Annotated in this window: 25 protein-coding genes; 11 read left to right on the top strand and 14 right to left on the bottom strand. The window is 62.2% G+C overall.

Going from position 1 to position 25,092, the window contains the following annotated elements; genetic code table 11:
* Positions 1–25 precede the first annotated feature (25 nt).
* From AC0IYN_RS05235 to AC0IYN_RS05180, 12 genes are all read right to left on the bottom strand, one after another.
* Positions 26–733 (bottom strand): DUF1120 domain-containing protein, encoded by a 708-nt coding sequence (locus AC0IYN_RS05235; protein WP_471840729.1) that lies wholly within the window; start codon positions 731–733, stop codon positions 26–28.
* A gap of 113 nt (positions 734–846) precedes the next feature.
* Positions 847–1,473: a DUF1120 domain-containing protein gene (locus tag AC0IYN_RS05230; RefSeq protein WP_406597817.1), complete on the bottom strand. Its 627-nt coding sequence runs from the start codon at positions 1,471–1,473 to the stop codon at positions 847–849.
* A 51-nt stretch (positions 1,474–1,524) separates the two neighbouring features.
* Positions 1,525–2,175: a DUF1120 domain-containing protein gene (locus tag AC0IYN_RS05225; RefSeq protein ID WP_406597818.1), complete on the bottom strand. Its 651-nt coding sequence runs from the start codon at positions 2,173–2,175 to the stop codon at positions 1,525–1,527.
* A 10-nt stretch (positions 2,176–2,185) separates the two neighbouring features.
* The gene (locus AC0IYN_RS05220) at positions 2,186–2,806 is read right to left on the bottom strand and encodes a DUF1120 domain-containing protein (protein ID WP_406597819.1); all 621 of its coding nucleotides are present in this window, start codon (positions 2,804–2,806) and stop codon (positions 2,186–2,188) included.
* A 10-nt stretch (positions 2,807–2,816) separates the two neighbouring features.
* Positions 2,817–3,944, bottom strand: a complete 1,128-nt coding sequence (locus AC0IYN_RS05215; protein ID WP_457239155.1) for a DUF1120 domain-containing protein — start codon at positions 3,942–3,944, stop codon at positions 2,817–2,819.
* An 11-nt stretch (positions 3,945–3,955) separates the two neighbouring features.
* The gene (locus tag AC0IYN_RS05210) at positions 3,956–6,412 is read right to left on the bottom strand and encodes a fimbria/pilus outer membrane usher protein (protein ID WP_406597821.1); all 2,457 of its coding nucleotides are present in this window, start codon (positions 6,410–6,412) and stop codon (positions 3,956–3,958) included.
* A gap of 54 nt (positions 6,413–6,466) precedes the next feature.
* The gene (locus tag AC0IYN_RS05205; RefSeq protein ID WP_406597822.1) at positions 6,467–7,168 is read right to left on the bottom strand and encodes a fimbria/pilus chaperone family protein; all 702 of its coding nucleotides are present in this window, start codon (positions 7,166–7,168) and stop codon (positions 6,467–6,469) included.
* Between the two features lie 47 nt (positions 7,169–7,215).
* Complete coding sequence (locus AC0IYN_RS05200) at positions 7,216–7,842, bottom strand: DUF1120 domain-containing protein (protein ID WP_406597823.1); 627 nt, start codon at positions 7,840–7,842, stop codon at positions 7,216–7,218.
* An 83-nt stretch (positions 7,843–7,925) separates the two neighbouring features.
* Positions 7,926–8,549 carry a DUF1120 domain-containing protein gene (locus AC0IYN_RS05195; RefSeq protein ID WP_406597824.1) on the bottom strand — a complete coding sequence of 208 codons (624 nt, stop codon included), beginning with the start codon at positions 8,547–8,549 and terminating at the stop codon, positions 7,926–7,928.
* Positions 8,550–8,700: 151 nt separating this feature from the next.
* Entirely contained in the window at positions 8,701–9,324 is a 624-nt protein-coding gene (locus tag AC0IYN_RS05190; RefSeq protein WP_457239157.1) for a DUF1120 domain-containing protein, read from the bottom strand.
* A 38-nt stretch (positions 9,325–9,362) separates the two neighbouring features.
* Positions 9,363–9,986, bottom strand: a complete 624-nt coding sequence (locus AC0IYN_RS05185) for a DUF1120 domain-containing protein (protein ID WP_457239158.1) — start codon at positions 9,984–9,986, stop codon at positions 9,363–9,365.
* Between the two features lie 30 nt (positions 9,987–10,016).
* Positions 10,017–10,202, bottom strand: a complete 186-nt coding sequence (locus AC0IYN_RS05180; protein WP_406597827.1) for a hypothetical protein — start codon at positions 10,200–10,202, stop codon at positions 10,017–10,019.
* 407 nt (positions 10,203–10,609) lie between these two features.
* Between AC0IYN_RS05180 and AC0IYN_RS05175 the strand changes: the two genes are divergently transcribed.
* From AC0IYN_RS05175 to dacB, 7 genes are all read left to right on the top strand, one after another.
* Complete coding sequence (locus AC0IYN_RS05175; RefSeq protein WP_406597828.1) at positions 10,610–11,389, top strand: response regulator; 780 nt, start codon at positions 10,610–10,612, stop codon at positions 11,387–11,389.
* A 201-nt stretch (positions 11,390–11,590) separates the two neighbouring features.
* Positions 11,591–12,226: a response regulator gene (locus AC0IYN_RS05170; protein ID WP_406597829.1), complete on the top strand. Its 636-nt coding sequence runs from the start codon at positions 11,591–11,593 to the stop codon at positions 12,224–12,226.
* 440 nt (positions 12,227–12,666) lie between these two features.
* Positions 12,667–13,137 (top strand): nuclear transport factor 2 family protein, encoded by a 471-nt coding sequence (locus AC0IYN_RS05165; RefSeq protein ID WP_078047018.1) that lies wholly within the window; start codon positions 12,667–12,669, stop codon positions 13,135–13,137.
* A gap of 36 nt (positions 13,138–13,173) precedes the next feature.
* Positions 13,174–13,449 carry a GIY-YIG nuclease family protein gene (locus AC0IYN_RS05160; protein ID WP_099494202.1) on the top strand — a complete coding sequence of 92 codons (276 nt, stop codon included), beginning with the start codon at positions 13,174–13,176 and terminating at the stop codon, positions 13,447–13,449.
* A 75-nt stretch (positions 13,450–13,524) separates the two neighbouring features.
* A complete protein-coding gene (locus AC0IYN_RS05155; protein WP_457239159.1) occupies positions 13,525–14,460 on the top strand; it encodes a glutathione S-transferase family protein in 936 nt (311 codons plus the stop codon).
* 108 nt (positions 14,461–14,568) lie between these two features.
* Complete coding sequence (locus AC0IYN_RS05150) at positions 14,569–16,989, top strand: TonB-dependent siderophore receptor (protein WP_471840725.1); 2,421 nt, start codon at positions 14,569–14,571, stop codon at positions 16,987–16,989.
* A gap of 51 nt (positions 16,990–17,040) precedes the next feature.
* Entirely contained in the window at positions 17,041–18,486 is a 1,446-nt protein-coding gene (gene dacB, locus AC0IYN_RS05145) for a D-alanyl-D-alanine carboxypeptidase/D-alanyl-D-alanine endopeptidase (protein WP_406597833.1), read from the top strand.
* A 1-nt stretch (position 18,487) separates the two neighbouring features.
* Here dacB and AC0IYN_RS05140 read toward each other — a convergent pair whose 3' ends face one another.
* Entirely contained in the window at positions 18,488–19,267 is a 780-nt protein-coding gene (locus AC0IYN_RS05140; RefSeq protein ID WP_078047022.1) for an IclR family transcriptional regulator, read from the bottom strand.
* 120 nt (positions 19,268–19,387) lie between these two features.
* On the opposite strand from AC0IYN_RS05140, the gene hmgA reads away from it, so the two are divergent.
* From hmgA to AC0IYN_RS05120, 4 genes are all read left to right on the top strand, one after another.
* Positions 19,388–20,671 (top strand): homogentisate 1,2-dioxygenase, encoded by a 1,284-nt coding sequence (gene hmgA / locus AC0IYN_RS05135; protein WP_471840723.1) that lies wholly within the window; start codon positions 19,388–19,390, stop codon positions 20,669–20,671.
* 3 nt (positions 20,672–20,674) lie between these two features.
* Positions 20,675–21,961 carry a fumarylacetoacetase gene (gene fahA / locus AC0IYN_RS05130; RefSeq protein ID WP_406597835.1) on the top strand — a complete coding sequence of 429 codons (1,287 nt, stop codon included), beginning with the start codon at positions 20,675–20,677 and terminating at the stop codon, positions 21,959–21,961.
* 12 nt (positions 21,962–21,973) lie between these two features.
* Entirely contained in the window at positions 21,974–22,609 is a 636-nt protein-coding gene (maiA, locus tag AC0IYN_RS05125) for a maleylacetoacetate isomerase (protein WP_406597836.1), read from the top strand.
* 134 nt (positions 22,610–22,743) lie between these two features.
* The gene (locus tag AC0IYN_RS05120) at positions 22,744–24,114 is read left to right on the top strand and encodes an MFS transporter (protein WP_457239163.1); all 1,371 of its coding nucleotides are present in this window, start codon (positions 22,744–22,746) and stop codon (positions 24,112–24,114) included.
* A gap of 24 nt (positions 24,115–24,138) precedes the next feature.
* Here AC0IYN_RS05120 and AC0IYN_RS05115 read toward each other — a convergent pair whose 3' ends face one another.
* Complete coding sequence (locus AC0IYN_RS05115) at positions 24,139–24,942, bottom strand: SirB1 family protein (protein WP_406597838.1); 804 nt, start codon at positions 24,940–24,942, stop codon at positions 24,139–24,141.
* Positions 24,943–25,092 lie beyond the last annotated feature (150 nt).

Below are 25,092 nucleotides of genomic sequence, written 5' to 3'. Positions count from 1 at the left end.
AGCTTCGCTGCTGAGCCCAGCGGGTTTAGAGGTAGCGGACGGTCAAGGTCAACGAACCGTCGATGAGGACTTCATTGGTCAGCGTCAGGCTGTTGGTCGGGGCAATTTCCGGCTCGATCCACAGGTTTGAAACCAGCAGTTGCACCGGTACCGGAACTTTGTCGCCACTTTTATAAACCGAGACAAGGTTATTTAGCGGTTTGAAAGCCCCTCCGTTGGTCCAAGTCAAACCACCATCCGACGAGTTGATACCATAGGCCACCGCGCCATCTGCGGTTTGAGTGCCGAGCCCGGCCGTCATGGCCCCCAGTTTCTCGGTACCGTTGATCAAGCCCAGTCCGAACATGTAGCCGTCTTGGGTGTGGGCGGAACCGGCGCGATTGTCCTTGGCCTCAAGCGCCATCAACGTCGCGCCTTCACAGGTAGTCGTCACTTGCGCATTCAGCCTGGGCAAATAGGTTTTTTCGTTTGGGGACAGATCCTTGGCCGCGATTTTGCCCAAGTCAAATTGACCGCCGTTCGAGACACTGATATCACACGCACTCGGGGTAATCAGCCCGCGTACGCTCAAGTCGACACTGGAGGCGGCTAATGCTTGGGTAGCGGTGGCCAGCATCAGGGTGGCGATCAGGGTGTTCAGAGACTTGCTCATGGTGTTGCTCCTATAGGGGTAGGGAAAAACAGGGAAATACAGGACTTCCAACGTGGCTGACCCGTTTAACGGCGTTTCCACGCTGAGGTCCAGATGCTGCTTGGGCGGATACACCGCCTTGATCGTTGCCGCTCAAGGTCGGTGTACAGACGCTGGGCTTGGCTGCTTCACCAGTGCCGTCACGCCTTTGCGTCTTACAAGTATCTGACGGTGATGGTTACGGAGCCGTCCATGCTCACCTCGTTGTCCAAGGTCAGGTTTTGCGCCGGAGCGATTGCCGCCAGGACAGACAGGTCAGTGGTGAACACCGTTACCGGTACCGGAGTCAATGTGCCTGTGGGGGCGAGGGAGTAAAGGCCGTTATCCACCATTTCGGCCTCCCGCCCCCAGGTCAGTCCGCCGTCCCAGGAAACAATGCCGTCCACAGCGACCCCGTCGGCGATGCGATTCATCGAGCTAATATTCAGGTAGCCCAGTTTCTCTGTGCCATTGATCAGGCCGAGTCCAAACTTGTAAAAGTCATCACCGCCGTACTCTGTGCCTTCGCGGTTGTCTTTGGCCTCCAGGGCCATCATCGTCGCGCCTTCGCAGGTCACCGTCATTTGCAGCGTTTGTCGCGGTAGGTAGGTGGGCCAGTCATTGCGTAGGTCACTGGAGGAAATCTTGCCGAAGTCCAACGACCCGCCGTTGGACATCGAGGGGCTACAAGCGCTGGGCGTGATGATGCCTTTGACCGTGAGGTCGGTGCTGCTGGCCGCCTGCACAATGGGGGCGACTGCCAGCAACAGAGCGGCAGTACAACCAGGGAAAAATGCTTTCATTTCAACGATCTTCCTACAGGTGATGAGTGGAACTAGGGGTTAAGGGGGGGATTACAGGTAAACAACTTCCAGGGTGGCTGAGCCGTCCATCCGCACGTCGTGACTCAGGTCGAGGTTCTGCTTGGCGTTGATCACCGCTTCCAGGGTCAGCGTGCTGCTCAGCACCTGGATCGGCGAAGGGCCGGCGGTGCTGCCTTCGGTCACGGTGAACCCCAGCAGGCTTTGCGAACCGATATCGATCGGGTTGCTGTTGGCGGTCCGCCAGGCCACGCCACCGGTGGTGGATTCGATGCCGTAGATTTGTACGCCGCTCTCGGCCACGGTCTGTTTCGGGTCGAATTTCACCGAGTACACACCGATCTTGTTGCCGCTGCCGTCCAGGCCCAGTCCGTAGAAAATCTCGCTGTTGACGTGGGCGGTGCCGTCGCGGTTGTCGCGCATGCGCAGCGCGTAGCGGCCCGGTGCGTTGCAACTGACGGTCAAGTTCAGGGATTTGAGCGGCAGCCGCGTGCCCGTGGCCTGGTTGAGGTCTTGCTGGGAAATCTTGCCGAAGTCGACCACCCCCCCGCCGGCGAACACCGGTGTGCAGGCCATGGGGGTGATCACGCCACCGACAGTCAGTTCGACGGTCGACGCGGCGTGGGTGGTGGCGACACTGGCTAGCCAGGCGAAGGTGGCCACGGGAATCAGTAGCGTTTTCACGGTTCAGCTCCTATAGGTATTTGATGCTCAGGGTCACTGAAGCTTCGAAGGGCACTTCTTCGGTCAGCGGCAGGGTGTTGGCGGGGGCGAGGATGGGTGCGATCTGCAGGTTGGCGTTCAGCTGCTGTAAAGGTGCAGGGATGTGCTCCTCGTTCAGGCTGAACGCGGTCAGGAAGCGTGGCGATAGAATGCGAGATGGGGTCCAGGACGAAGGGTTTGTCGAGCCAATCGGTTTCATGTCAACGCCGTCACCCACCACCGTGTCGAGCGTTAATTGCAGGTAGCCGAGCTTGGCGTTGTTGGCGGCCAGCCCGAGGCCGAATGTGTCAGGGTAAGTGCTGTAGCTGGAGCCGAGGCGATTGTCCCGGGGTTCCAGGGCCAGCAGGGTCACGGCTTCACAGGTAATCGCCAATTGCAGGCTGGAGGTGGGCAACCGTGTGGGTTGATCGCTGTTCAGTTCTTTGGCTGCAATCTTGCCCAAGTCATACACACCGCCATTGGACAGGCTGGGTGTGCAGGCACTGGGCGTGATCACGCCGCTGACGCTCAGGTCGACGGTCGAGGCAGCCTGGGCCTGTAACACGCAGGCCAGCCCTACGCAGGCGGCCAGTGGGATCTGTATTGCTTTCATGCTTGAGTTCCTACAAGTAGTGAATTTCGAGAGTGCCCGAGCCGTCGAGCCGTACCTCGTTGCCCAGGTCCAGGGAGCCCAGGGGGGCGACAGTCGCCTCCAGGTTCAGCGTGGCATTGAGGTTTTGAATGGCGCTGGGCCCGCCGGTACTGCCGGATGTGCTGCTGAAACCCAGGTAACGATTGGCACCTATTGCAGTGATGCGTGCGCCGGCGCTGCTCCAGGGCAGGCCGCCGGTGGTCGAGTCGGTGCTGAAGACGTGGGCGAAGCTGTCGGCGGTGATGCGCGCGGGGTCGAACAGCAGCCGGTAGCGCCCGATTTTCTGGCGGCTGGCGTCCAGGCCCAGGCCATAAGTGGTTTCATCGCCGGTACCGGTGGACGAGCCCTGACGGTTGTCCTGCATGCGCACGGCAAATGCGGTCGGTGCATCACAGGTGACGCTGAGCGACAACGCCCGTGGCGGCAGCACGGTGTCCTTGTCGACGGACAGGTCGTCGACCGACAATTTGCCCAGCTCCACGTGGCCGCCGTTGGACAGGGTGGGCGTACACGCCGCCGGTGCAAAACGTGCCTGCCAGCGCAATTCCCGCGAACGCCCGGCGCCGAGGGCATCGAACAATCCAGCGGTGTCCCACGTGACCGCGTCGCGTACCCGCGCAGCGTCTTCACTGGCCCAGGCACGGGCGTCCAGTTGCAGCGACAGGTTGCGCCCGGTCACCGCGACGCCACCGCGCATCGGCACCACACCGTGGTCGGGCTGCCAGACCAATGGATCACCGATTGCGGACGGTGCCTGCCCAGGGCCTGCGATCAGACCGAGCTCGACTGCCTGGCCGTCCAGCAACGCTTCGCGCACTTGCAAGGCGTAACTGCCGCGTTCGGTGAAGCGAAACCGCCCAGGCCCCGCGCCCAGCCCGCGATAAAACACACTCATGTCGGTAGGCTGCGGGCAGTTCAGCGTGAGGCTCAGCTGCCGCTCCCCCAACAATCGCTCGGGCGCGGGCACCAAGGCCACGGCGCGGTTCATCAAGCCGAAGTCCAACTGCGTCTGGCTGAGATTGAGCTGGCATTCTTCGACGGCCAGGGCGTGGGGGCTGATCAACACGCCCAAGACGTACAAGACCGGTTTCAGGTCCATGGTCAGAGTCCTCATGGTTGGCGGCACCGGGCGGGTGCGGTCTCGAAATACACATCCGGGTCACTGTTTTTCGGCAGTGCAAAGTCGAGTCGGCAGCGCGCCTGGCCTGGGGCCTTGACCCACAGGGGGCGCGTGTCAAGCACGTCGGGCAGGAACACCTGGCTGCCTTCCTGCACCAGGGTGATGAACTCGCCATCGGCGGTGCTCACCGCCGCGCCGCGGGGCAGGGGCTGGCCGTCGTCGGTGGTCACGTTCAGCAGGGCGCGACGAGTCAGATGCACGCCAAACTGCACGTTGTCGACGGCCCCGCGCCCAGCGGAAATCACCGCCAGCCCATTGCTGATATCGGCATTGCGCGGCAGCGAACGGGTTTGCACTTCCACTGGGCTGCGGCCATAGGCGCTGACCTGCGGCACCACCGCCTGGCCTTGCCAGTCGGTCCATACCGGGCCGCTGGGGGTGTTGACCTTGACGCCGGCCATCTCGCCCACGGACATCACCGCGAAAGTGTCCCGTACCGGGTAAGGCGAGAACGTCACGCCGTCGCCATGCACCACCACGCCACCGCGCGCGCCGCCTTGATAGCTGGCGCGTTCGCCGTCGGAGCGGGTGTAGTTGAAGTCGAGCTGGCTGTAATACGGCAGGGCGGACATACCGAGGGACGATTCCACCTCGCGGTCACGGCTGTCGCGCTCCACGCCCACGCGGTAACTCAACTGGTCGTTGAGTTGCTCGCTGAGGCCGACGCCCAGGCGGTGTTCGCCGCCAGTGTTGCGTGCCCAGGCCCGACCACGACGGCTCTCGCCCAGGGGCACGCTGACGGTGAGGTACAGGCTGTCATCGCTCTGCTGCCGGCCACCGACCTGCCATTCGGCACTGGCGGACAGCGAGACGTTGCCGAAACTGGTGCCCCATGACGCCAGCGCGCGGCTGCTGCTGAAACCCGCATAGGAGGCCGAGCGCGAGAAGCCGGCGCTGAACGCACCCAATGACGGGTGCGACCAGGACGCCGTGGCGCTTTGCTGGTCGCGGTAGCGCGAGCGTTGCTGTTCATGGGTGTAGGTGGAATAGGTCGACTCATCCAGGTCGCGGTAGCCCAGGGAACGCCACGACAGGGCGGTGCTGACAGCCCAGCGCTCGCTCAAGCGCTGGGACCACGACAGGTCAGTCTGTACGCCCTGTTCGGTATCGGTGCGACTGGCTTGGGCTGCCTGCGCGGAGAATTGAAACTGGCTGTCCTGCCAGGGCAACCAGCCCAGGCTCAAGCCCGCCGAGCGATAGGCATCCGCTACCAACAGCCCGGCGCCGAGGCTGGCTTGCGGGTGTACCGCGCCGTTCCAGCCGGCGCTGACCACCCAGGGTTCGGCGCCGTCGCTGTCGCCGATCTTGCGCACGCGTCCCGCCGCCACCGAATAGCCCGGGGCCGGTAACCCGAGGCCAAGCATCGCCGCCGGCACAGTAAAGCGCCGTTCCTCGCCGGTGGTTTCCTTGACCGTGACTTCCACGTCCGAGCGATTGTTCAAGCGACGCACATCGCGCAGCGAAAACGGCCCGGCCGGCACCACGGTGGAATGGATCAGCGTGCCGTTCTGGCGGATCTCGACCTGGGCCGGGCTGTTGGCAATGCCATCGATGGTTGCGCCCTGGTTCTGCTCCTGCAAGGCGGTTTCGGTCAGCACCTGCGCGCCGGTGATCTGCGTGCCTGCCAGTACCGGGTTGTAGAGGCTGATCTGCCCGGCCTGCAACACCGCCTGCTGGGCAGCGAAGGTGCGTTGGGCATAGGCATCCAGGTGGGTGGTGCGCGATTGGCTGTCTTGCCAGGTCTGTACCTGGCGGCTGCGCACGATCCAGTCACCGGCGTTGAAACCCACTTCGGTATTGGCCGAGCCGAAGCGCGAAGTGTCGTCACCGTATTCGTTGTAGAGGCCGGTCAAATCGTAGTTGAGCAGGCCGGCAAAGCCACCGGTCTGGTAGCCGGAAATGTCCTGTTCCACCGGGCGCAGGGCGTCGGTTGACACCACCAGCGACAGGCTCAGGTTAGCTGGGTCCTGTTCGATCACGGTGCGCGGGTGGGCGTCGAGAAACCCGGTGCAATCCGTATCACCCGTGTCGCCAGGCACCACCAGGTTGCCGGCGTCGAGCAAGGCACGGTTGAAGCACAGCGTGCCCTGACCGTCGAACAGCACATCCACGCGACCGCGCCGCTGACCGTTGACGATCAGGTTGACTGCATGCCGGCCGGCCCCGAAGCGTGGCGCCTGCAACAGCATGTTCGCCAGTTCCGGATCGATGCCGCGCTGGGACAGGGTCTGGGGGTCGAAGGAGCCGGCCAGCAGTGGCTCATCGGCGAGAATCTCGCCCGCCGGCAGTGCGCAGCTCAGTGCCAGGCCGGCCAGGAGTGCGCGGGAACGGCGGGATGAAACGTCGGGCAGGGCTTCGCCGCCACGATCAGTTATTAGTGTGTTCACAGGTCGTACTCAAAGGATGTCGGCCGCCCTCTTGCGGGGCGGTACGCAGGGTCGCTAAAGCGTGATCGGTGCTTCGTAAGGCGCCACGGCAAAGCCGTAGACGGTGGCCGGTTGCAGTTGCACGCGGGTGGCCCCGGCTGCACTGGCCGTTACGCTCAGGGTTTCCCCCGGCAGTACATAGGTGCGCGGCAACAGCGCCGAGCCGGTGCCTGGCAACAGCCGCAGTTCCTGGGCCAGACGCACCACGTACGGCGTCGGGTTGTGCACCGTCAACTGAGTCTGGTCCAGGCTCCAGCTCAAGCCGGTCCAAGGCGTGCGGTTCGGTGCCAGGCCCTTGGGATGCACAATCACCGGCAGGTTCTGGCGCACGGTCACGCCGACGCGGGCATGCCCGGCCTCGGTGGTTGAACGGCCCTGGGGCATGCCTTCGAAAATCACCCGCTTGAGGCGCTGGGTTTCCAGCGGCTTGGGCGATTGCAGGATGAAGCGGATCAGTTGGCTCTTAGACGGTTCGACCCGAGCCAGGGGCGGCGTGACAAACAGCAGCGGTTCCGGGTCTTCGGGAATGTCTTCCAGGGTGACGTGCAGCAGGGCCAGCTTGTCGTCGGTGTTGGTCACCGACACTGAGGCTTCACCGTCGGCTTCGTTGACGATCACCACGGAGGTGTCCGGCACCATGCCGTCGGCCAGCAGTGGGCCGCAGAACAGCAGAACAAGACAGGCACCCAGGCGCCGGGCGTAGTTCGGGGAAATCATGGGGTTCACCGGTTGGGAAAAGTGAGGGGTGGGAAGAGGTGACATGGCTACAGGTACCTCAGGTCGAGCACGATGGAACCGTCCAGCGGCACCTCTTGTTTGAGGGTCAGGAATGCTGACGCGTTGATCGATGTATTCACCTGCAAGGTGGCGGTCAGCAGGCGGTGGGCTTCGGGAGTCAGCGTGCCCGGCTTGGCGAACCCCATGTAGGTGTCCGGGTAGGCGTTGGATTCCGGGAACCAGGTCTGGCCCTGGTTGCTGGATGCCAGTACCAGTGCGCGTTCGCCATCTGCCACCACGTCACGGAACGTCATGGACACGGTGCCCAAGCGCTCGTTGGGCTCATGGATGTTGTTCCCCAGGCCGTAATAAAACCCGGGGCCCAGGGAGGAACTGGCGCGGTTGTCCAGACCCACCAGCACAAACAGCACCGACTCGTTGCAGCTCACACTCAGGTCCAGGGTCTGGGTGGGCAGGGCGCTGAACTCATGCTGATTGAGACTGCGCGCCGGGATCCGGCCATGATCGACGATGCCGTCTGCCGAAAGCAGCGGTGTGCAGGCACTGGGTGTGATCAGGCCCTGGACCGTGAGGTCGACAGAGGACGCGCCAAAGGCAGGCGCGGCAGTCAGGCAGAAAGCGAGTGTCACCAAGCGGCGTGAAAAGGTGTTCATGGCTGTGTCTTGTGACCGTGGTTAAGGGGCAACGGGGATGACAGCGTTGCGCGCAATGGCGGGGGCCGTCGTGCGCGATTGGCTTACAGGTACCTGACCGTCAGGGTCACGGAGCCGTCGATGGCGGCTTCGTTGTCCAAGGTCAGTTGGTTGGTCGGGGCAATGGTTGGGGAAATCTGCAAGTCGGCGCTGAGCAGCTGGACAGGTATTGGCGCGACAGTGGTCATGTCGGCTACCGACGTGATGCTGTCGCGCGCTACATAGGGGTCGAGGTGCCAGGCGGTACCGCCGTCGTAGGACGCAATGAATCTGGCTGCGACGCCATCGGCGACAGGGGGCGCTAGCTTCATCTCCATGACGCCGAGTTTCTCGCTGCCGTTGATCAGCCCCAGGCCGTAGTACTGCACGCCGTTGATGTAGCTCGAGCCTTCGCGGTTGTCCTTGCTTTCTATGGCCATCAGGGTCGCTGCATCGCAGGTGACCGTCAGTTGCAGGGTTTGCTGGGGCAGGGGGGTCTTGCTGTCGGCGTTAAGGTCCTTGGCCGAGAGCTTGCCGTAGTCCACCGCGCCACCGTTGGACAGGGTCGGGGTGCAGGAACTTGGTGTGATCAGGCCCTTGACCGCGAGGTCGACGCTGGAGGCGGCGATGGCTTGGGTAGCACCTGCCAGCAGCAGGCTGGCAACGAGGGGCTTGAGGGAGAGGTACATGTCGTCATTCCTGTAGAAAAAAAGGTGAAAGCGCGCTTACCCAGACTTGAGTTGCAAAGTGGTGTGCCCCAGGCGGCGTGAACGGGTGTTCATGGGCAACGGCAATGGCCGCGATGCGCGCAACAGCGGCGAGCTGTCGCGCGCGGTCGGCTTACAAGTACTTGACCGTCAGGGTCACGGAGCCGTCGATGGCGGCTTCGTTGGTCAGGGTCAGTTGGTTTGTCGGGGCAATGAACGGGGTGATCTGCAGGTCGGCGTTGAACATTTGGACCGGCATTGGCGCCACTGTGCTTGCGTCGGCCACTGAAAGAATGTTGTCGTCCGTGAACATGTAATCGACGTACCAGGTGTTGCCGCTGTTGTCGGACCCGATGACTCTGGCAGCCACACCGTCCGCCACTGGGTTGCGCAGTCCCAGTTTCATGCCACCGAGCTTTTCATTGCCGTTGATCAACCCCAGTCCGTATTCCATTGAGTCGTTGGCGTAGTCCGAACCTGCGCGGTTGTCCTTGCCTTCCAGGGCCATCAGCGTGGCTGCGTCACAGGTGACCGTCAGTTGCAGGGTTTGCTGGGGCAGGGGGGTCTTGCTGTCGGCGTTAAGGTCCTTGGCCGAGAGCTTGCCGTAGTCCACCGCGCCACCGTTGGACAGGGTCGGGGTGCAGGAACTTGGTGTGATCAGGCCCTTGACCGCGAGGTCGACGCTGGAGGCGGCGATCGCCTGGGTGGCACCTACCAGCAGCAGGGTGGCAACGAGGGGCTTGATGGAGAGGCTCATGGTGGTACTCCTGTAGAAAGAAAAGTGAAAAAGCCGACTTACCAATACTTGAGTTGCAAGGTGGCGTGCCCGTCGATGGGCACCTCATCGAGCAGCGTCAGGTCGCTGGCCGGAACCACGATGGTGAAGGCGCGCAAGCGCGCGCTCAGGTCCTGCATGGCAATGGGCGTGCCGGTGTCGCCGGGTGCGGCGAATGAGGTCAAGGCGGCGTGCCCCAGGTACGAAGAAGGCCCCCAACTGCCACCCCCATCGCGGGACATGATGGCGGTCACCGGCGCGCTGTCGGCGATCGGGTCGAACACCCCGAAAGCCACACTGCCCAGGTCCTGGTCTTCGTTGACCTTGCCCAGCCCGTGAAACACCGGGTTGATCGCCGAGCTGCCCGCGCGGTTGTCGACGGTGCTCAGGGTGAAGAACGTCGCGCCTTCGCAATGCACGGCCAGGTTCATCTCACCGACGGGCAGGCGGGTGGGTTGGTCGCGATCCAGGTCCCTGACCGTCAGTTTGCCGTGATCCACCACACCACCGTCCGAAAGCGTTGGCGTGCAGGAACTCGGGGTGATGGTCCCGGTGACGCTCACGTCGGTAGTGCTGGAGGCGAAGACCGCCGGCGTGCAGGCCGCCATCAGCAGGGCAAAAACAACGGGGGTGGGTCTATTCATGGGCACAAATCCTTGTGAGAGGCTGGTGGGTTACAGGTAGCGCAATTCCAGGGGGGATGAGCCGTCGATCGGCTGCTCCTCGGTCAGGGTCAGGTTGCAGGCGTTGGGTGTTATCAGCCCCTTGACGGGCAAGTCGACGCTACGGGCGGCCAGTGCGCTAGATGAGGCGCCGACGATCAGCAAGGCTGTCAGGGCGGCGGTGAGTGAGGCTTTCATATCAATGTTCCTGGGATAAAGGCGTGCTAGGGGCACGATTTGCCGGCAGTGGCAAAAGACCTCTATTTGGGTCTTTTTGAAGTGGGGAGGAATGTATCGCTAGCCCTGGGAAAGGAGGAATACAACAAATACGAAAGGCGGGAGGTTGGGTTGCTGAGCGGGAGGAGGGGTGGGAAAGTGGCGGGCCGCTTGTAGGAAAAACTTAAATCTCGTAGTAGTTGTATCGCTGAAAAAGATCCACTCGGATACGTTCTTACCCAACTATCGCTCTGACTCAACCCCACGAGTCGAGCGGCTTTTAGTACGCGAAAAGTTCGAGAAACGCTGGCGCCTTGCGTTGGCACACTTCAACCAACTCCTTGCTCTATGAGGGACCTGGTGGGCTTGTCGCTCTGCATGAGGTTATTTTGCCGGGCAAATATCCAGGCCATTGGCAACACGTCAACGTACTGGTAGTGGATGACCACCGGGTCTATCGGCTATTGATCGGCGGGTTACTGCACAAATTGGGCGTGGCCCATGAAGTCCACTGCGATGGGCAGGCTGCCCTGGACGCAATGGCTGGCAGCACGTTTGATTTGGTGATCACTGACTGCCGCATGCCGCTCATGGATGGCTACACCCTTGCCCGTGAACTGCGGCGTCGCGAGCGTGAGGCCGGCAGACCCCGCGTGCCTGTCATTTCCCTGACCGGCCGGCTCGGCCAGCAAGAAGTCCAGCGTTGCCTGGACAGTGGCATGGACGGCTGGCTGATCAAACCCATCACGCTCGAACAACTCAAGGAAGTGTTGTTGTACTGGCTGCCGGACCCCCGGCAGCGTCTACGAAAAGGACCAATAACCGTGCATGAGCGTCTGCAGGAAACACGGCCGACCCGAGCAGGACTGATCGCTGCCTTCGGCTCTTGGGGCGTGGTGCAACCCCTGTTGGAGAGCCTGTTGCAGGAAGCACGGGAAGACCTGGAGGCACTGGAGCAGGCGCGAGTCAGTGGCGACATTTCGCTCACGACACAGCGCCTGCATCGCCTGGTGGGTAGCATCGCGTTCCTGGGGGCGACGGGGTTGGAGCGCCGTGCGATCCAGTTGACCGACCGCGTCAATCTCTCGGGTGTCGCCTTTAACGGCGCGGCTCTGGAGGCGCTTTGCCAAGAGGTCGAGCGGTATTTGGAAGAACTGGCGCTCCTATGATTGCTTCTGATATGGCTGAAGGAAATCATCCGTCTAAGTTGTAGTACTTTTCTGAGAGTTGATTCTTTTTATTCTGTAGGTGAACTGCTTGAAGTCCTAAAATACGGGGCTCTCGCTTTAAGGGGTTAATTATTACCGGTTGTTGCTTAAAGACCGCCGAGGTATTTTGCCCGACTCACACTTCTATCTTGGATAGCGCCGATGATTCGCATCATTATTGCTGACGATCACCCTATTGTCCGAGTCGGTCAGAGAGTGGTGATCGAGGCGAGCGGTAAGTGCAAAGTCGTGGGGGAGGCCAATGGCCCGGACCAACTGTTGACCCTGGTCGGCAGCACACCTTGCGATGTCATTGTCACGGACTTCGCCATGCCTGGCGACCAGCAAGCCGATGGGTATGGATTGCTGGGGTTGTTGCACCGCCAATACCCGACGTTACCGGTGGTACTGGTGACCATGTTTGCCAACGTCTCGACCCTGCGTTCGGCGTTTGCCCATGGGGCGCAGGCCGTCGTGGCCAAAAGCGCGTCAGCGCGAGAGCTGCCGCTGGCACTCAAGGCCGTGAGCGAGGGCCGCACCTTTGTCAGCGAATGCCTGCGCGTGCAACTGGATGAAGCCTGCCATGCGCAGCCAACGCAGCCGGCACGGCTGTCCGGTAAAGAACACGAAGTGGTGCGCATGCTCGCCAGCGGTATGACCGTCAGCCAGATTGCCGCGCGGGTCAACCGCAGCATCTCAACCATCAGCAAGCAAAAGAGTACGGCGATGCAGAGGTTGTGCATTTCTACCGATGTGGACTTGTTCACTTATGCGCGTGAAAGTGGAATGGTGCCCTAGCGAAATCTAAATCTGGTTAAGTTACAGTTTTATTGCAGTAGCAGGTGCGCGACTCGTAATACTTGTATTGGATTTGAGTGTGCCGCACGTTAAATTTAATTCATGTACCCGGCAGCATAAGTCGGTGGCATGTATGCCCTCTCCCCAACACTTGGTCGAACTTGCGCAATAGCCGTTTTTTTTGCGTCAAGTTCGATATTTAATGCGTCCCGTCTGATGAAATATTCGTTGTCCTTGTGACTGAGTTTTTTCTATTGTCCGGTCGTGGCGCGGTCGATCACGAAGAAACGTGGGCCATTACCCATAAACGCGTCGATGCCACGCTGGATGTCGTCTACCTCTAACCACGCCATGCTCCATTTATGCGGTGAATGACCATGGTGTTCCCAGCCTTCGCAGCTTATCGTGCACCCCTACAGCGATAACCGCGGAGCCTGCCCATGAGTGATGCCCATAACCTGTTGATCACCCGCTTCTACGAAGCCTTCCAACGCCTGGACGCCGAGGCCATGGCCGCCTGCTACACCGATGATGTGGTGTTCAGCGACCCGGCCTTTGGCGAACTGCGCGGCCGCGATGCCGGTGACATGTGGCGCATGCTCACCACTCGGGCCAAGGACTTTTCGCTGACCTTCGACCATGTGCGCAGCGATGACACCACCGGCAGTGCGCATTGGGTGGCGACGTACCTGTTCAGCGCCACCGGCAATACCGTGGTCAATGACATTGGTGCGCGCTTTGTGTTTCGCGACGGCAAGATCTGCGAGCATCACGATCACTTCGACCTGTGGCGCTGGTCGCGTCAGGCGCTGGGCCTCAAGGGGCTGTTGCTGGGCTGGTCGCCGGCCCTGAAAAACGCCGTGCGTGCCCAGGCCTTGAAAGGTCTGAAGGCATTCCAGGCCGGTCGTTGATAAGCTTGGCGCTCCTCTGGTTTGCCGACACTGCCCGTGACTGATCTTCCTGAACCCAAACCCTGGTTTGTCTACCTGGTGCGTGCCGCCAACGGCTCGTTGTACTGTGGCATCAGCAATGACCCGGTGCGCCGCTTTGCCTCGCACCAGAGCGGCAAGGGCGCGCGGTTCTTCCTCTCCAGCCCCGCAGTGGCGCTGGTGTACACCGAGCAATGCGCGAGCAAAGGCGAGGCGCTGCGCCAGGAACGGCTGATCAAGAAGCTCAGGAAGAGCGCCAAGGAATGCCTGGCGGCAAGTGGCTCATTGATTTGACTGATGGGTTCCCATCGCACCCAACCGCCGTATCGCAGGCTAAGCTAGCGGCTCATCCATTGAGCGGAGCCTGGCATGTCTGAGTTGATCCTGCACCACTACCCGCAATCCCCTTTCGCTGAAAAAGCCCGCCTGCTGCTGGGCTTCAAAGGCTTGTCCTGGCGCTCGGTGTTTATTTCACCGGTGATGCCCAAGCCCGACCTGACCGCCTTGACCGGTGGCTATCGCAAGACGCCGGTGCTGCAAGTCGGTGCGGATATCTATTGCGACACTGCATTGATCGCCCGGCGCCTGGAGCAAGAAAAGTCTGCGCCGGCGCTGTTCCCCCAAGGCCTGGAGTTGATTACCCAGGGCTTCGCGGCGTGGGCTGATTCAGTGGTGTTTTCCCATGCCGTGGCGCTGGTGTTCCAGCCCGAATCCCTGGCGGTCAAGTTCGCCAAAGTCCCGCCGCACATGCTCCAGGTGCTGGTGGCCGACCGTGCCAAGTTGTTCAGCGGTGGCACCGCGACCCGGGTGCAATTGGAGGTGGCCAAGCATCAGTGGCCGGCGATTGTCAGCCGTATCGACCAACAATTGCAGCACCAGGCCGGGGATTTCCTGTTCGGCGAGCCGTCGATTGCCGACTTTGCCCTGGCCCACCCGTTATGGTTCCTCAAAGGTTCGTCGGTGACGGCGCCGCTGGTGGACGCGTACCCGGCTGTCGCCGCGTGGCTGGACCGGGTCCTGGGCTTTGGCCATGGCACGGCCAGCGAGATGAGCGCCGAGCAAGCGTTGGAAGTTGCTCGCAATGCCACACCTGCCGCCTTGCCCGAGGAACTGTTGGAGGACTTGAACGGCTTCAAGGCCGGCCAGCAGGTGACGATTTCAGCCACTGATTACGGGACCGACCCTGTGGCGGGCGAACTGCTGTTTGTGGGGCGCGAGGAGCTGATCCTGCGCCGTAGCGATGAACGTGCTGGCACCGTGCATGTGCATTTCCCACGGATGGGGTTTTGCATCCAGGCGCAATAAACAAAATATTTGTAAATAAAAGTGAGGTAAATCCACCGCCCAACCGTGTAGTGCTTGAAACTGCGATCTATTCGCATTAACAGCGTTTTCTACACGGGTTCTCAGAGCATGAAGTCGACGGCGGGCGGTTGGGTAAAACAGTGGCTGGGAGCCTCGGCATTGGCAGTATCGGGGCTGGCGGTGCTGCCCCTGAGCGTGGCGCAGGCGCAGGAGCAGCAAAGCGCCCAGTTCAACTTTGCCCTGGCGGCCAAACCGCTGCCCCAGGCCCTGAGCGATTTCAGCCGGGTCACCGGGATCAGCGTGATCTACACCGACGAAGCGCCCTACGGCCTCCAGGCCCCGGCGATCAGCGGGCCGATGAGCGCGACCCAGGCCCTGCAACGGTTGCTCGGCAACACCGGCTTGACCTTCCGCCAGATCGACGCGCGTACCCTGGCCCTTGAACCGGTGCCTACCGACGGCGCGGTCAACCTTGGCGCGACCACCATCAGCGGTGTCGGCCAGCAAGCCCAGGACAGCACCAGCTACCAGCCGCCGCCCACCAGTTCGGTGATGCGCTCCCATGGCCTGCTGCTGGAAACCCCGCAAACCGTCAACGTGGTTCCGGCCCAAGTGCTGCGCGACCAGACCCCGCGCAACCTGGATGACGCCCTGGGCAATATCAGTGGCATCACCCAGGCCAACACCCTGGCCAGCACCCAGGACGCGGTGATGCTGCGCGGTTTTGGCGACAACCGTAACGGCTCGATCATGCGCGACGGCATGCCTATCGTGCAGGGGCGTGCGCTGAATGCCACGGCGGAGCGGGTCGAAGTCCTCAAGGGGCCAGCCTCCTTGTTGTACGGCATCCAGGACCCGGGCGGCGTGGTGAACATCGTCAGCAAAAAGCCTGAGCTGGTTCAATCCACCGCCCTGACCGTGCGCGGCTCCACCTTCGGTGATGGCAAGAACGGTAGCGGCGGCAGCCTCGACACCACCGGCCCGATTGGCGACAGCGGCCTGGCCTATCGGCTGATTGTCGACCATGAAGACGAAGATTACTGGCGCAACTTCGGTACCCACCGCGAGAGCCTGATCGCGCCGTCGCTGGCCTGGTATGGCGACACCACCAAGCTGTTGTTCGCCTACGAGCACCGCGAGTTTCTCACGCCGTTTGACCGTGGCACCGCCATCGACAAGTCCAACCACCCGTTGGACATCCCGGCCACCCGCCGGCTGGACGAACCCTTCAACAACATGGAAGGCCGGTCCGACCTGTACCGCTTCGAAGCCGACCACGACCTCAACGACGACTGGAAGGCTCACTTCGGCTACAGCTGGAACCGCGAAACCTACGACGCCAGCCAAGTACGCGTGAGCGCGGTGAACACCAACGGCACCCTGACCCGAAAGATGGATGGCACCAAGGGCGCGATCACCACCGACCGTTTCGCCACCGCGAGCCTGGAAGGCAAGGTCAATGTGTTCGGCTTGCAGAATGATGTGGTGTTCGGCCTGGATGACGAGTACCGCAAGATCTATCGCGCCGATCTGATTCGCCAGGACTCCCGTGGCACCTTTAACTACAACAACCCGGTGTATGGCAACGAAGTGGCGGGCACCACCGTCAGCCCTGCTGACAGTGCGCAAACCGACCTGCTGCGCAGCGACTCGCTGTTCTTCCAGGACGCGATTCACCTGAACGACCAGTGGATTTTTGTCGCCGGTGCGCGCTACCAGATGTACGACCAATACGCTGGCAAGGGCCTGCCATTCAAGGCCAACACCAACGGCAACGGCCAGGCCTGGGTGCCGCGTGCGGGGCTGGTGTATCGCTACACCGACGAACTGTCGTTCTATGGCAGCTACACCGAATCGTTCAAACCCAACTCCACCATTGCCGCCTTGGCTGACGGCAGCACGCTGACCGGCGACCTGACACCCGAGGAGTCCAAGTCCTGGGAGCTGGGGGCCAAGCTCGAGATCCCAGGGCGCATCACCGCCAGCGCGGCGTTGTTTACCATCGACAAGCGTAATGTGCTGGTGTCGGTCGGTTCCGGCGCGAACACCGTCTACAGCATTGCCGGCCAGGTGCGTTCCCGTGGCCTGGAGCTGGACGCCACCGGCCAACTGACCGACAAGTGGAGCCTGATCGGCAGCTACGCCTACACCGATGCCGAAGACATCAAGGACAAGGACCCGACGCTGGAGGGCAACCGCCTGCAGAACGTTGCCAAGCACACAGGCTCGCTGTCGGTGGCCTATGACTTCGGCAACGTCTTTGGTGGCGATCAGTTGCGGGTGGGAACCGGTGCGCGGTATGTCGGCGAGCGTGCGGGGGATGCTGCCAACGATTTCACGCTGCCGGGGTATACCGTGGCGGATGCCTTTGCCACCTACGACACCAGGATCGATGGGCAGAAGGTCAAGTTCCAGCTCAACGTGAAGAACATGTTCGACCGCGTCTACTACACCTCGGCAGCCAGCCGGCTGTTTGTGTCCATGGGGGATGCGCGGCAGGTGTCGGTGTCGAGCACCCTGGAGTTCTAAAGGGTTTGTGGTAGCGTTGCCGCCACTGATGTCTTGGCGGAAACAATACTGATGCATTTTGGACGATGGCTACATCTGCTGTGCTTAAGCGTTTTGCTGGGTGGTTGCGCGAGTGTTTCACCGACTTCCACCCCGGCAAGCCTGGAGAAACTCCTGGCTGACCCGGCCCTCAACGGCGCCACTGTTTCCCTGATGGTGCGTGATGCCCGTAGCGGTAGCACGCTCTATCAACACAACCCGCGAACCCGCCTGATTCCCGCCTCCAATCTCAAGTTGCTTACCACCGCTGCGGCGATGGATGTACTGGGGCCGCAATACCGCTTCTCCACGCAACTGCTGAGCAACGGCACGCAGCAAGGTGAGCGCCTCGCCGGCAATCTGTACCTCAAGGGCCTGGGCGATCCGACCACGCAATTCGCTGATTACCAGACATTGGCGGCACAGCTTGCAGGCCAGGGCGTGCGCCAGATCCAGGGCGACTTGGTATTTGACGATACCTTTTTCGACGCCGAACGCCTGGGCGTGGACTGGGCCCAGGACGATGAAAGTACCTACTATGGCGCGCAGATTTCCGCGCTGACCGTATCGCCTAACACGGATTTTGATGCGGGCACGCTACTGGTCACGGCAAAGGCGCCCGCCATGGTTGGCCAACCGGTCAGCGTGGTGGTGAGCCCGTCCACCGACTACGTGCAACTGAATAACCGTGCAGTCAGTGGCCCCGGCAACAATTACGGCATCACTCGCCAGCACGGCACCAACCTGCTGCAACTGAGCGGCGCACTGGCGCCGGGCAAGCAGAGCCGGCAGTGGGTGAGCGTTTGGGAGCCGACCCAACTGGTGGCGAACCTGTTTGAACAGGCGCTGGCGCAGCAGGGCATCACGGTGATGGGGCGGCGTGTGATCGGCGGTGTGAGCCCGGCGACGGCGAGGGTGCTGGCGGAACATCAATCGGCACCTTTGCAGGACCTGATCACGCCGCTGCTCAAGCTCTCGAACAACAACATGTCCGAAGCCTTGCTCAAGGCCATGGGGCGCAAGACCGCCAACGCGGGCACGGCACAGGCCGGTGTCGCGGCCGTGGCGGACTTCATGCGGCGCCAGGGGCTGGACCCGATGACGCTGAGCCAGGTCGATGGCTCGGGGCTGTCACGGCGTAACCTGGTGTCGTCGCAAAACCTCACCGATCTACTGCTGGCCACGGCCAAACAGCCCTGGTTCGACGCCTGGTACAACGCCTTGCCCATTGCCGGCAACCCGGACCGCATGACCGGTGGCAGCCTGCGCTACCGCTTGCGCGGCACGGCGGCTGAAAACAACCTGCATGCCAAGACCGGCTCCATGGCCGGTGTGTCTTCGTTGAGCGGCTACATCACCGACGCCGAGGGCCGGCGCCTGGTGTTTTCAATCATCAGCAACAACTACGTCAGTGGCGCTGCACCCGTGCGTGCGCTGGAGAACCGCGTGGCGCTGGCCCTGACCCAGTGGCACGACTAGCTCAGGGCTGGTAGCCCATGCGCCAACTCACGGCCCGGGTTGCCGCCAGCAAGCGCTGCGCCGCCGGGCCGTCCTCGTCGGCGTGGAACAACGAGGTCGGGCCGACCACGGTCATCACTGCCGCCACTTGACCGACGGCGTTGAACACCGGCGCCGACAACGCATCAACACCGGGCATCAACAAGCCATGCACAAAATGCAGGCCACGGCTGCGGATCTGTGCGCAGGCGGTGGCGTACGCCTGGTCATCCGCCAGGGCGTGGGCGGTGCCGGCCTGGATCTCGCGCTCACGCAACTCCACGGTTTCCCGCGACGGCAGGAAGGCGCTGAACACCAGCCCGGTGGATGAACTGAGCAGCGGCAGCACCGAACCCAATTGCGTCACCACCGTCACTGCGCGCACTGCCGGTTCGATCTGCACCACGGTCGCGCCCTGGTTGCCCCACACCGCCAGGAAGCAGGTTTCATTCAATTCATCGCGCAGCTCCGCCAGGGGCATCGCGCCGACTTTCAGCACATCCATGCTGCCCAGCGCCGCCAGGCCCACGCGCAAGGCTTCACGGCCCAGGCCATAGTGATTGGTGGCCGTGTTTTGTTCGGCAAAACCCGAGGCGATCAGCGCTTGCAGGTAGCGGTGCACCTTGCTCGCCGGCATCTGCACGTGCTCGGCCAGGCGCGACAACGAAGTGGCAGGGGACAGTTCGGCAAGGGCCTTGAGGATATCGGTGCCCACTTCGGCCGAGCGGACTTTCTGTTTACCGGTGTCGCGGGGCTTTTCCATGGAGGAGCGAGAATCCGAGAGATGAATGGGCGTCTTTATAGCTTGACGGTCGATAGTGATCAAATTACGTTATGCGTAACTGGATTACGATAAAAATAACTTCCGCTCAGAGGACGATCCATGAACCTCGAATACCTGTCGGGCTTCGGCAATGAATTCGCCAGCGAAGCCCTGCCTGGCGCACTGCCCGTCGGCCAGAATTCCCCGCAAAAAGCGCCCTATGGGCTGTACACCGAACTGTTTTCCGGCACGGCCTTCACCATGGTGCGCAGTGAAGCTCGCCGCACTTGGCTGTACCGCATCCAGCCATCGGCCAATCACCCGGCGTTCAGCAAACTTGAACGGCAGTTGGCCGGTGGGCCGTTGGGGGCAGTGACGCCCAATCGCTTACGCTGGAACCCGCTGGATATTCCGAGCGAGCTGACGGACTTTATCGATGGCCTCGTGGGAATGGTCGCCAATTCCGGGTCGGAAAAACCCTCGGGCATCAGCGTCTCTAACTACCGCGCCAACCGCTCGATGGAGCGCGTGTTCTTCAACGCCGACGGCGAATTATTGATCGTGCCGGAACAGGGCCGCCTGCGCATCGCCACCGAGCTTGGCGTGCTGGACGTCGAACCGCTGGAAATCGTCGTGCTGCCGCGCGGCCTCAAATTCCGCGTTGAGCTGCTGGACGCCCAAGCGCGTGGCTACGTTGCCGAGAACCACGGCGCCCCGCTGCGCCTGCCGGACCTGGGGCCCATCGGCAGCAATGGCCTGGCCAACCCGCGCGATTTCCTGACGCCGGTGGCCCACTACGAAGACCTCAAGCAACCCACCACACTGGTACAAAAGTTCCTCGGCGAACTCTGGGCCTGTGAGCTGGACCATTCCCCGCTCAACGTGGTCGCCTGGCATGGCAATAACGTGCCGTACAAATACGACCTGCGCCGCTTCAACACCCTCGGCACCGTGAGCTTCGACCACCCGGACCCGTCGATTTTTACCGTATTGACCTCGCCCACCAGCACCCATGGCCTGGCCAACCTCGACTTTGTGATCTTCCCGCCGCGCTGGATGGTGGCCGAGAACACCTTCCGTCCACCGTGGTTCCACCGCAACCTGATGAACGAATACATGGGCCTGATCCAGGGCGCCTACGACGCCAAGGCCGAAGGCTTCCTGCCCGGCGGTGCGTCCTTGCACAGCCGCATGAGCGCCCACGGCCCGGACGGCGAAACCTGCACCAAGGCGATCAATGTGGACCTGGCGCCGCACAAGATCGATAACACCATGGCCTTTATGTTCGAGACCAGCCAAGTGCTGCGCCCGACCCAGTTCGCCCTGGACTGCCCGCAACTGCAACCGTCTTATGACGCGTGCTGGGCCTCGTTGCCCGCCACCTTCAACCCGAACCGGAGATAACCCATGACGCAGCCGACACCTACCCGCAGCTGGGTGGCCTCCGCCAATGGTCACAGCGATTTTCCCCTGCAAAACCTGCCGCTGGGCGTGTTCAGTATCAACGGCTCTGCACCGCGCGCTGGCGTGGCGATTGGCGACTCGATCCTGGACCTGCACGCCGCCATCGATGAGTTTGACGGTGAAGCGCGTCGCGCTATCGAAGCGACGACCGGTGGCCAGTTGAACGCCTTTTTCGAACTGGGCCGTGGCCCGCGTGTGGCCCTGCGCGAACGCCTGCTGGAACTGTTGACCGAAGGCAGCACACTGCAGACGCGTGAAGCGCAAGTGCTGCACCGCGCTGCTGATTGCCAGATGCACCTGCCGGCGCGGATCAATGACTACACCGACTTCTATGTCGGTATCGAACATGCGCAAAACGTCGGCAAATTGTTCCGACCTGATAACCCTCTGCTGCCGAACTACAAGTACGTGCCGATCGGTTATCACGGTCGTGCATCGACCATCCGCACCTCGGGCACCGACGTGCGCCGCCCCAAGGGCCAGACCTTGCCCGCCGGCCAGGCCGAACCGACCTTCGGCCCATGCGCACGCCTGGACTACGAACTGGAGCTGGGCGTGTGGATCGGCCAGGGCAATGAGATGGGCGATTCGATTGCCATTGGCGACGCGGCGGAGCATATCGCCGGTTTCTGCCTGCTCAACGACTGGTCGGCGCGGGATATCCAGGCCTGGGAATACCAACCGTTGGGGCCGTTCCTGTCGAAGAGCTTCATCACCACCATTTCACCGTGGGTGGTGACGGCCGAGGCGCTTGAGCCGTTCCGCACAGCGCAACCGGCGCGGCCTGAAGGCGACCCGCAGCCGCTGTCATACTTGCTGGACAAACGTGACCAGGCCGCTGGCGCCCTGGACATCGAATTGGAAGTACTGCTCACCACCGCCGCTATGCGCGAGCAGGACTTGCCGGCTCATCGCCTGGCCCTGAGCAACAGCCTGTATATGTACTGGACCGTCGCGCAATTGGTGGCCCACCACAGCGTCAACGGCTGCCAGTTGCAGGCCGGTGACCTGTTTGGTACAGGCACCTTGTCGGGCCCGCAAGCCGGTCAGTTCGGCAGCCTGTTGGAAATGACCGAGGGCGGTAAGAAGCCTGTCGAGTTACCGTCTGGCGAAGTGCGCAAGTTCCTTGAGGACGGCGACGAAATCATCCTGCGCGCCCGCTGCAGCCGCGAAGGGTTTGCGTCCATCGGCTTCGGCGAGTGCCGTGGCACCGTGGTCGCCGCGCGCTAGGAGGGCAGGGTGATGGAACTCTATAGCTACTACCGTTCCACCGCGTCGTACCGGGTGCGCATTGCCCTGGCGCTCAAGGGCCTGGATTTTTCCGCCGTGCCGGTCAACCTGTTGGTGCCGGCGGGCGGTGCGAATCGCCAGCCCGAGTACCTGGCGATCAACCCGCAAGGCCGTGTGCCGGCCTTGCGCACCGATGAGGGGGAGTTGTTGATCCAGTCGCTGGCGATCATCGAGTACCTGGAGGAACGTTATCCACAGGTGCCGTTGCTCTCCAACGACCTGGTGGCCCGGGCGCATGCGCGCGCGGTGGCGGCGATCATCGGCTGCGATGTCCACCCGCTGCACAACTCCAGCACCCAGAACCTGCTGCGCCAGTGGGGGCATGACGAGGCGCAACTGCTGGAGTGGATTGGCCATTGGATCAGCCAGGGGTTGGGGGCAGTGGAGCAGTTGATTGGCGATCAGGGGTTTTGCTTCGGCGAGCAGCCGGGGTTGGCCGACACCTTCCTGATTCCGCAACTGTATGCGGCCGAGCGCTTCAAGGTGCCGCTGGCGGCGTATCCACGCATTGGGCGGGTGGCGGCATTGGCGGCGCAGCATCCGGCCTTTATCAAAGCCCATCCCGCCAATCAACCTGACACCCCCTGACCCCTGTAGGCGCTGGCTTGCCGGCGATGGCGTTATTTCAGTCGATCAATCATTGCCTGATTCACCGCCATCGCCGGCAAGCCGGCTCCCACAGGTGCGCTAGACCATAAAAATAAAATCAAAGGTACCTTGCGATGCATAATCAGATTGCCAGCTTTCGCGCGGCACTCGACGCCCGTCCGGTGTCGCGCTATCAGTGGTTGATTCTCCTGTTGCTGGCGCTCTTGCTGGTGACCGACGGCTACGACGCCCAGGTGCTGGGTTACGTGGTGCCGGCGCTGGCCCAGGATTGGGGGTTGGAGAAGGCTGCATTCGGCCCGGTGTTCAGTGCCAACCTGTTGGGGCTGACCTTGGGGTCGTTGCTGGTGACGCCGCTGGCGGATCGGTTCGGCGTGCGCCGCATCCTGCTTGGCTGCGTACTGATCTACGCCACGCTTACGGTGCTGATGGTATTTGCCAATTCGCTGAATACGCTGATGGCCGCCAGGTTTATCTGCGGTATCGGCATGGGGGGCGCCATGCCGAGTGCCATGGCGTTGATGTCGGAATACTCCCCACCGCGCTTGCGCACCTTGATGGTGACCCTGGCGGCCTGCGGTTTCTCGTTTGGCGGGGCGGCGGGTGGGTTTGTGGCGGCGGGGTTTATCGAAGGCTTCGGGTGGCAGGCCGTGTTTCTGGCCGGTGGTGTGACGCCGCTGCTGTTGTTCCCGTTTCTGGTGTGGCTGCTGCCAGAGTCGCTACCGCGCTTGCTGCGTGATGCACCGCCTTATGCGCGGCTGCAGAAAGTCACCTCACGCATGCTGCCGGACTGGCAACCGCCGCTGGCGAGCGAGGCGCAAAACCAGGACGAGCAAGGCAGCAAACTGACCGTGGTGGAGTTGTTCCGCAATGGCTATGCACGCCCGACGTTGCTGATCTGGGCGACCTTCTTTGTCAGCCTGATTCTGCTGTACTTCATGATCAGCTGGTTGCCATCGTTGCTGCTGGAAAGTGGCTTGGCGCTGAAAGAAGCCAACCTGGTGACCTCGATGTTCCTGTTTGCCGGCACCCTGGGTGCCATCGGCATGGCCTGGTTCGCCGACCGTTTGAAAAGCAAAGTGCGATTGCTCTCCGGCGTGCTGGCAGCCGCTGCGGTGTGCACCATCCTGCTCGGCCTGAACCATGACAACCCACGCTACCTGGTGGCCTGTGTGTTTGCCGCCGGGTTTTGCATCATCGGGGGCCAACTGACCCTCAATGCCTTTGCCAGCAATTTCTACCCGGCGCACGTGCGCGCCACGGGTACCGGCTGGGCGTTGGGCGTGGGTCGGTTTGGCTCAATCCTGGGACCACTGTTTGGCAGCATGCTGCTGGCCATGCATATCCCGGTGGAGCAGATTTTCTTTTTCTGCGCGATTCCGGCGCTGATGGCGGCGTTGTTGATTATCCAAGTGCGTTCGCCTGAGGTTGAGGCGCCGAAGAGCCCGCTGCCCGGCGATGTGCTCAGGGTGCCGGCGAAGCACTGATTCACCGCAGGAAAAGTGGTTTGTTCAATGCACCACTGAATTGGGCGGCAGATGCCCAAGCCGCTCGGTCAGGCGTAGGCGCTGAATCGGGTCTTCGCTGAGCATCAGCGCATGTTCCAGGTCATATCGCTCGGCGTTCGGGCAGTCCAGCCGCTGGTACAGGCTGGCCCGCGCCAGGTAATCGGCGGCGCTGGCATTGCCCAGCTCCAGCACGCGCTCGGCGTCGACCAGGGCCGCGAGCGGCACATCGTTGGAAAGATGCAATTGCCGCAGGTTGCGTGACAGCCGTTGCAGGATCGAGCGCGGGTCGGCGGTGTGCAGGTGGTCGGCCTGCAACTTGAGGTTCGGGCCGTATTGGCGTTGCAGCAGGTCGCGGCAGTCATTGGGGTACAGGCGCCGGCCGCCGCACGGGTCGAGCAGGTGATCGGCGCCGGGCACGCGTAGCAGGAAGTGGCCGGGGAAGTTCACGCCAACCAAGGGAATATCCAGGCGGCGCGCCAGCTCAAGGGCGATCAGCCCCATCGCCAAGGGTTGCCCGCGCTTGCGCTGCAACACCTTGTCCAGCAGGGCAGCAGCAGGACGCAGTGGGGTGAATTCGTCCTGCGCAAACCCCAGGTCATTCATACGCCGCAACAGCGGCTGGCCCAGCTCATCGGCCGGCAGCAGGGGCATACCTTGGCTCACCTGCTGTTGCAGCAACGCCAACTCCTGCAGGATCACCAGCGGCTGCACCGCCGGGTCGTGCTCGGCGGCTATCCACAGCGCGGCTTCAAACAGCGCAGGGGGCGAGCGTTCCAGGCAGGCGAAAAAGGCTTTGCGGGGATTCATTGCATTCTCCGGCGGATGCCCCCGTTTTAGCCTTGCTGGGAATTTTCGTCCAGTGGCTTAGGAAATATCCTGCGTGCTTATGTCGCAAGCCCTCCTAAAACGGGCGTCTTATTCCAGCGCGGTCCGGCAGTTTTTTCCCGCAAGCCTATA

The sequence above is a fragment of the Pseudomonas sp. AC112 genome (assembly GCF_979253545.1).
Note: the sequence above shows the minus strand (reverse complement) of the source record. Positions and strands in the feature narration are given on the sequence as shown.

What these genes read in the sequence shown, in the direction of transcription:
- AC0IYN_RS05230 (WP_406597817.1), bottom strand. Translation starts at nt 1,473, where the DNA reads ATGAAAGCATTTTTCCCTGGTTGTACTGCCGCTCTGTTGCTGGCAGTC.
- AC0IYN_RS05220 (WP_406597819.1), bottom strand. Translation starts at nt 2,806, where the DNA reads ATGAAAGCAATACAGATCCCACTGGCCGCCTGCGTAGGGCTGGCCTGC.
- AC0IYN_RS05215 (WP_457239155.1), bottom strand. Translation starts at nt 3,944, where the DNA reads ATGGACCTGAAACCGGTCTTGTACGTCTTGGGCGTGTTGATCAGCCCC.
- AC0IYN_RS05205 (WP_406597822.1), bottom strand. Translation starts at nt 7,168, where the DNA reads ATGATTTCCCCGAACTACGCCCGGCGCCTGGGTGCCTGTCTTGTTCTG.
- AC0IYN_RS05200 (WP_406597823.1), bottom strand. Translation starts at nt 7,842, where the DNA reads ATGAACACCTTTTCACGCCGCTTGGTGACACTCGCTTTCTGCCTGACT.
- AC0IYN_RS05195 (WP_406597824.1), bottom strand. Translation starts at nt 8,549, where the DNA reads ATGTACCTCTCCCTCAAGCCCCTCGTTGCCAGCCTGCTGCTGGCAGGT.
- AC0IYN_RS05190 (WP_457239157.1), bottom strand. Translation starts at nt 9,324, where the DNA reads ATGAGCCTCTCCATCAAGCCCCTCGTTGCCACCCTGCTGCTGGTAGGT.
- AC0IYN_RS05185 (WP_457239158.1), bottom strand. Translation starts at nt 9,986, where the DNA reads ATGAATAGACCCACCCCCGTTGTTTTTGCCCTGCTGATGGCGGCCTGC.
- AC0IYN_RS05180 (WP_406597827.1), bottom strand. Translation starts at nt 10,202, where the DNA reads ATGAAAGCCTCACTCACCGCCGCCCTGACAGCCTTGCTGATCGTCGGC.
- AC0IYN_RS05170 (WP_406597829.1), top strand. Translation starts at nt 11,591, where the DNA reads ATGATTCGCATCATTATTGCTGACGATCACCCTATTGTCCGAGTCGGT.
- AC0IYN_RS05165 (WP_078047018.1), top strand. Translation starts at nt 12,667, where the DNA reads ATGAGTGATGCCCATAACCTGTTGATCACCCGCTTCTACGAAGCCTTC.
- AC0IYN_RS05155 (WP_457239159.1), top strand. Translation starts at nt 13,525, where the DNA reads ATGTCTGAGTTGATCCTGCACCACTACCCGCAATCCCCTTTCGCTGAA.
- AC0IYN_RS05150 (WP_471840725.1), top strand. Translation starts at nt 14,569, where the DNA reads ATGAAGTCGACGGCGGGCGGTTGGGTAAAACAGTGGCTGGGAGCCTCG.
- dacB (WP_406597833.1), top strand. Translation starts at nt 17,041, where the DNA reads ATGCATTTTGGACGATGGCTACATCTGCTGTGCTTAAGCGTTTTGCTG.
- AC0IYN_RS05140 (WP_078047022.1), bottom strand. Translation starts at nt 19,267, where the DNA reads ATGGAAAAGCCCCGCGACACCGGTAAACAGAAAGTCCGCTCGGCCGAA.
- hmgA (WP_471840723.1), top strand. Translation starts at nt 19,388, where the DNA reads ATGAACCTCGAATACCTGTCGGGCTTCGGCAATGAATTCGCCAGCGAA.
- fahA (WP_406597835.1), top strand. Translation starts at nt 20,675, where the DNA reads ATGACGCAGCCGACACCTACCCGCAGCTGGGTGGCCTCCGCCAATGGT.
- maiA (WP_406597836.1), top strand. Translation starts at nt 21,974, where the DNA reads ATGGAACTCTATAGCTACTACCGTTCCACCGCGTCGTACCGGGTGCGC.
- AC0IYN_RS05120 (WP_457239163.1), top strand. Translation starts at nt 22,744, where the DNA reads ATGCATAATCAGATTGCCAGCTTTCGCGCGGCACTCGACGCCCGTCCG.
- AC0IYN_RS05115 (WP_406597838.1), bottom strand. Translation starts at nt 24,942, where the DNA reads ATGAATCCCCGCAAAGCCTTTTTCGCCTGCCTGGAACGCTCGCCCCCT.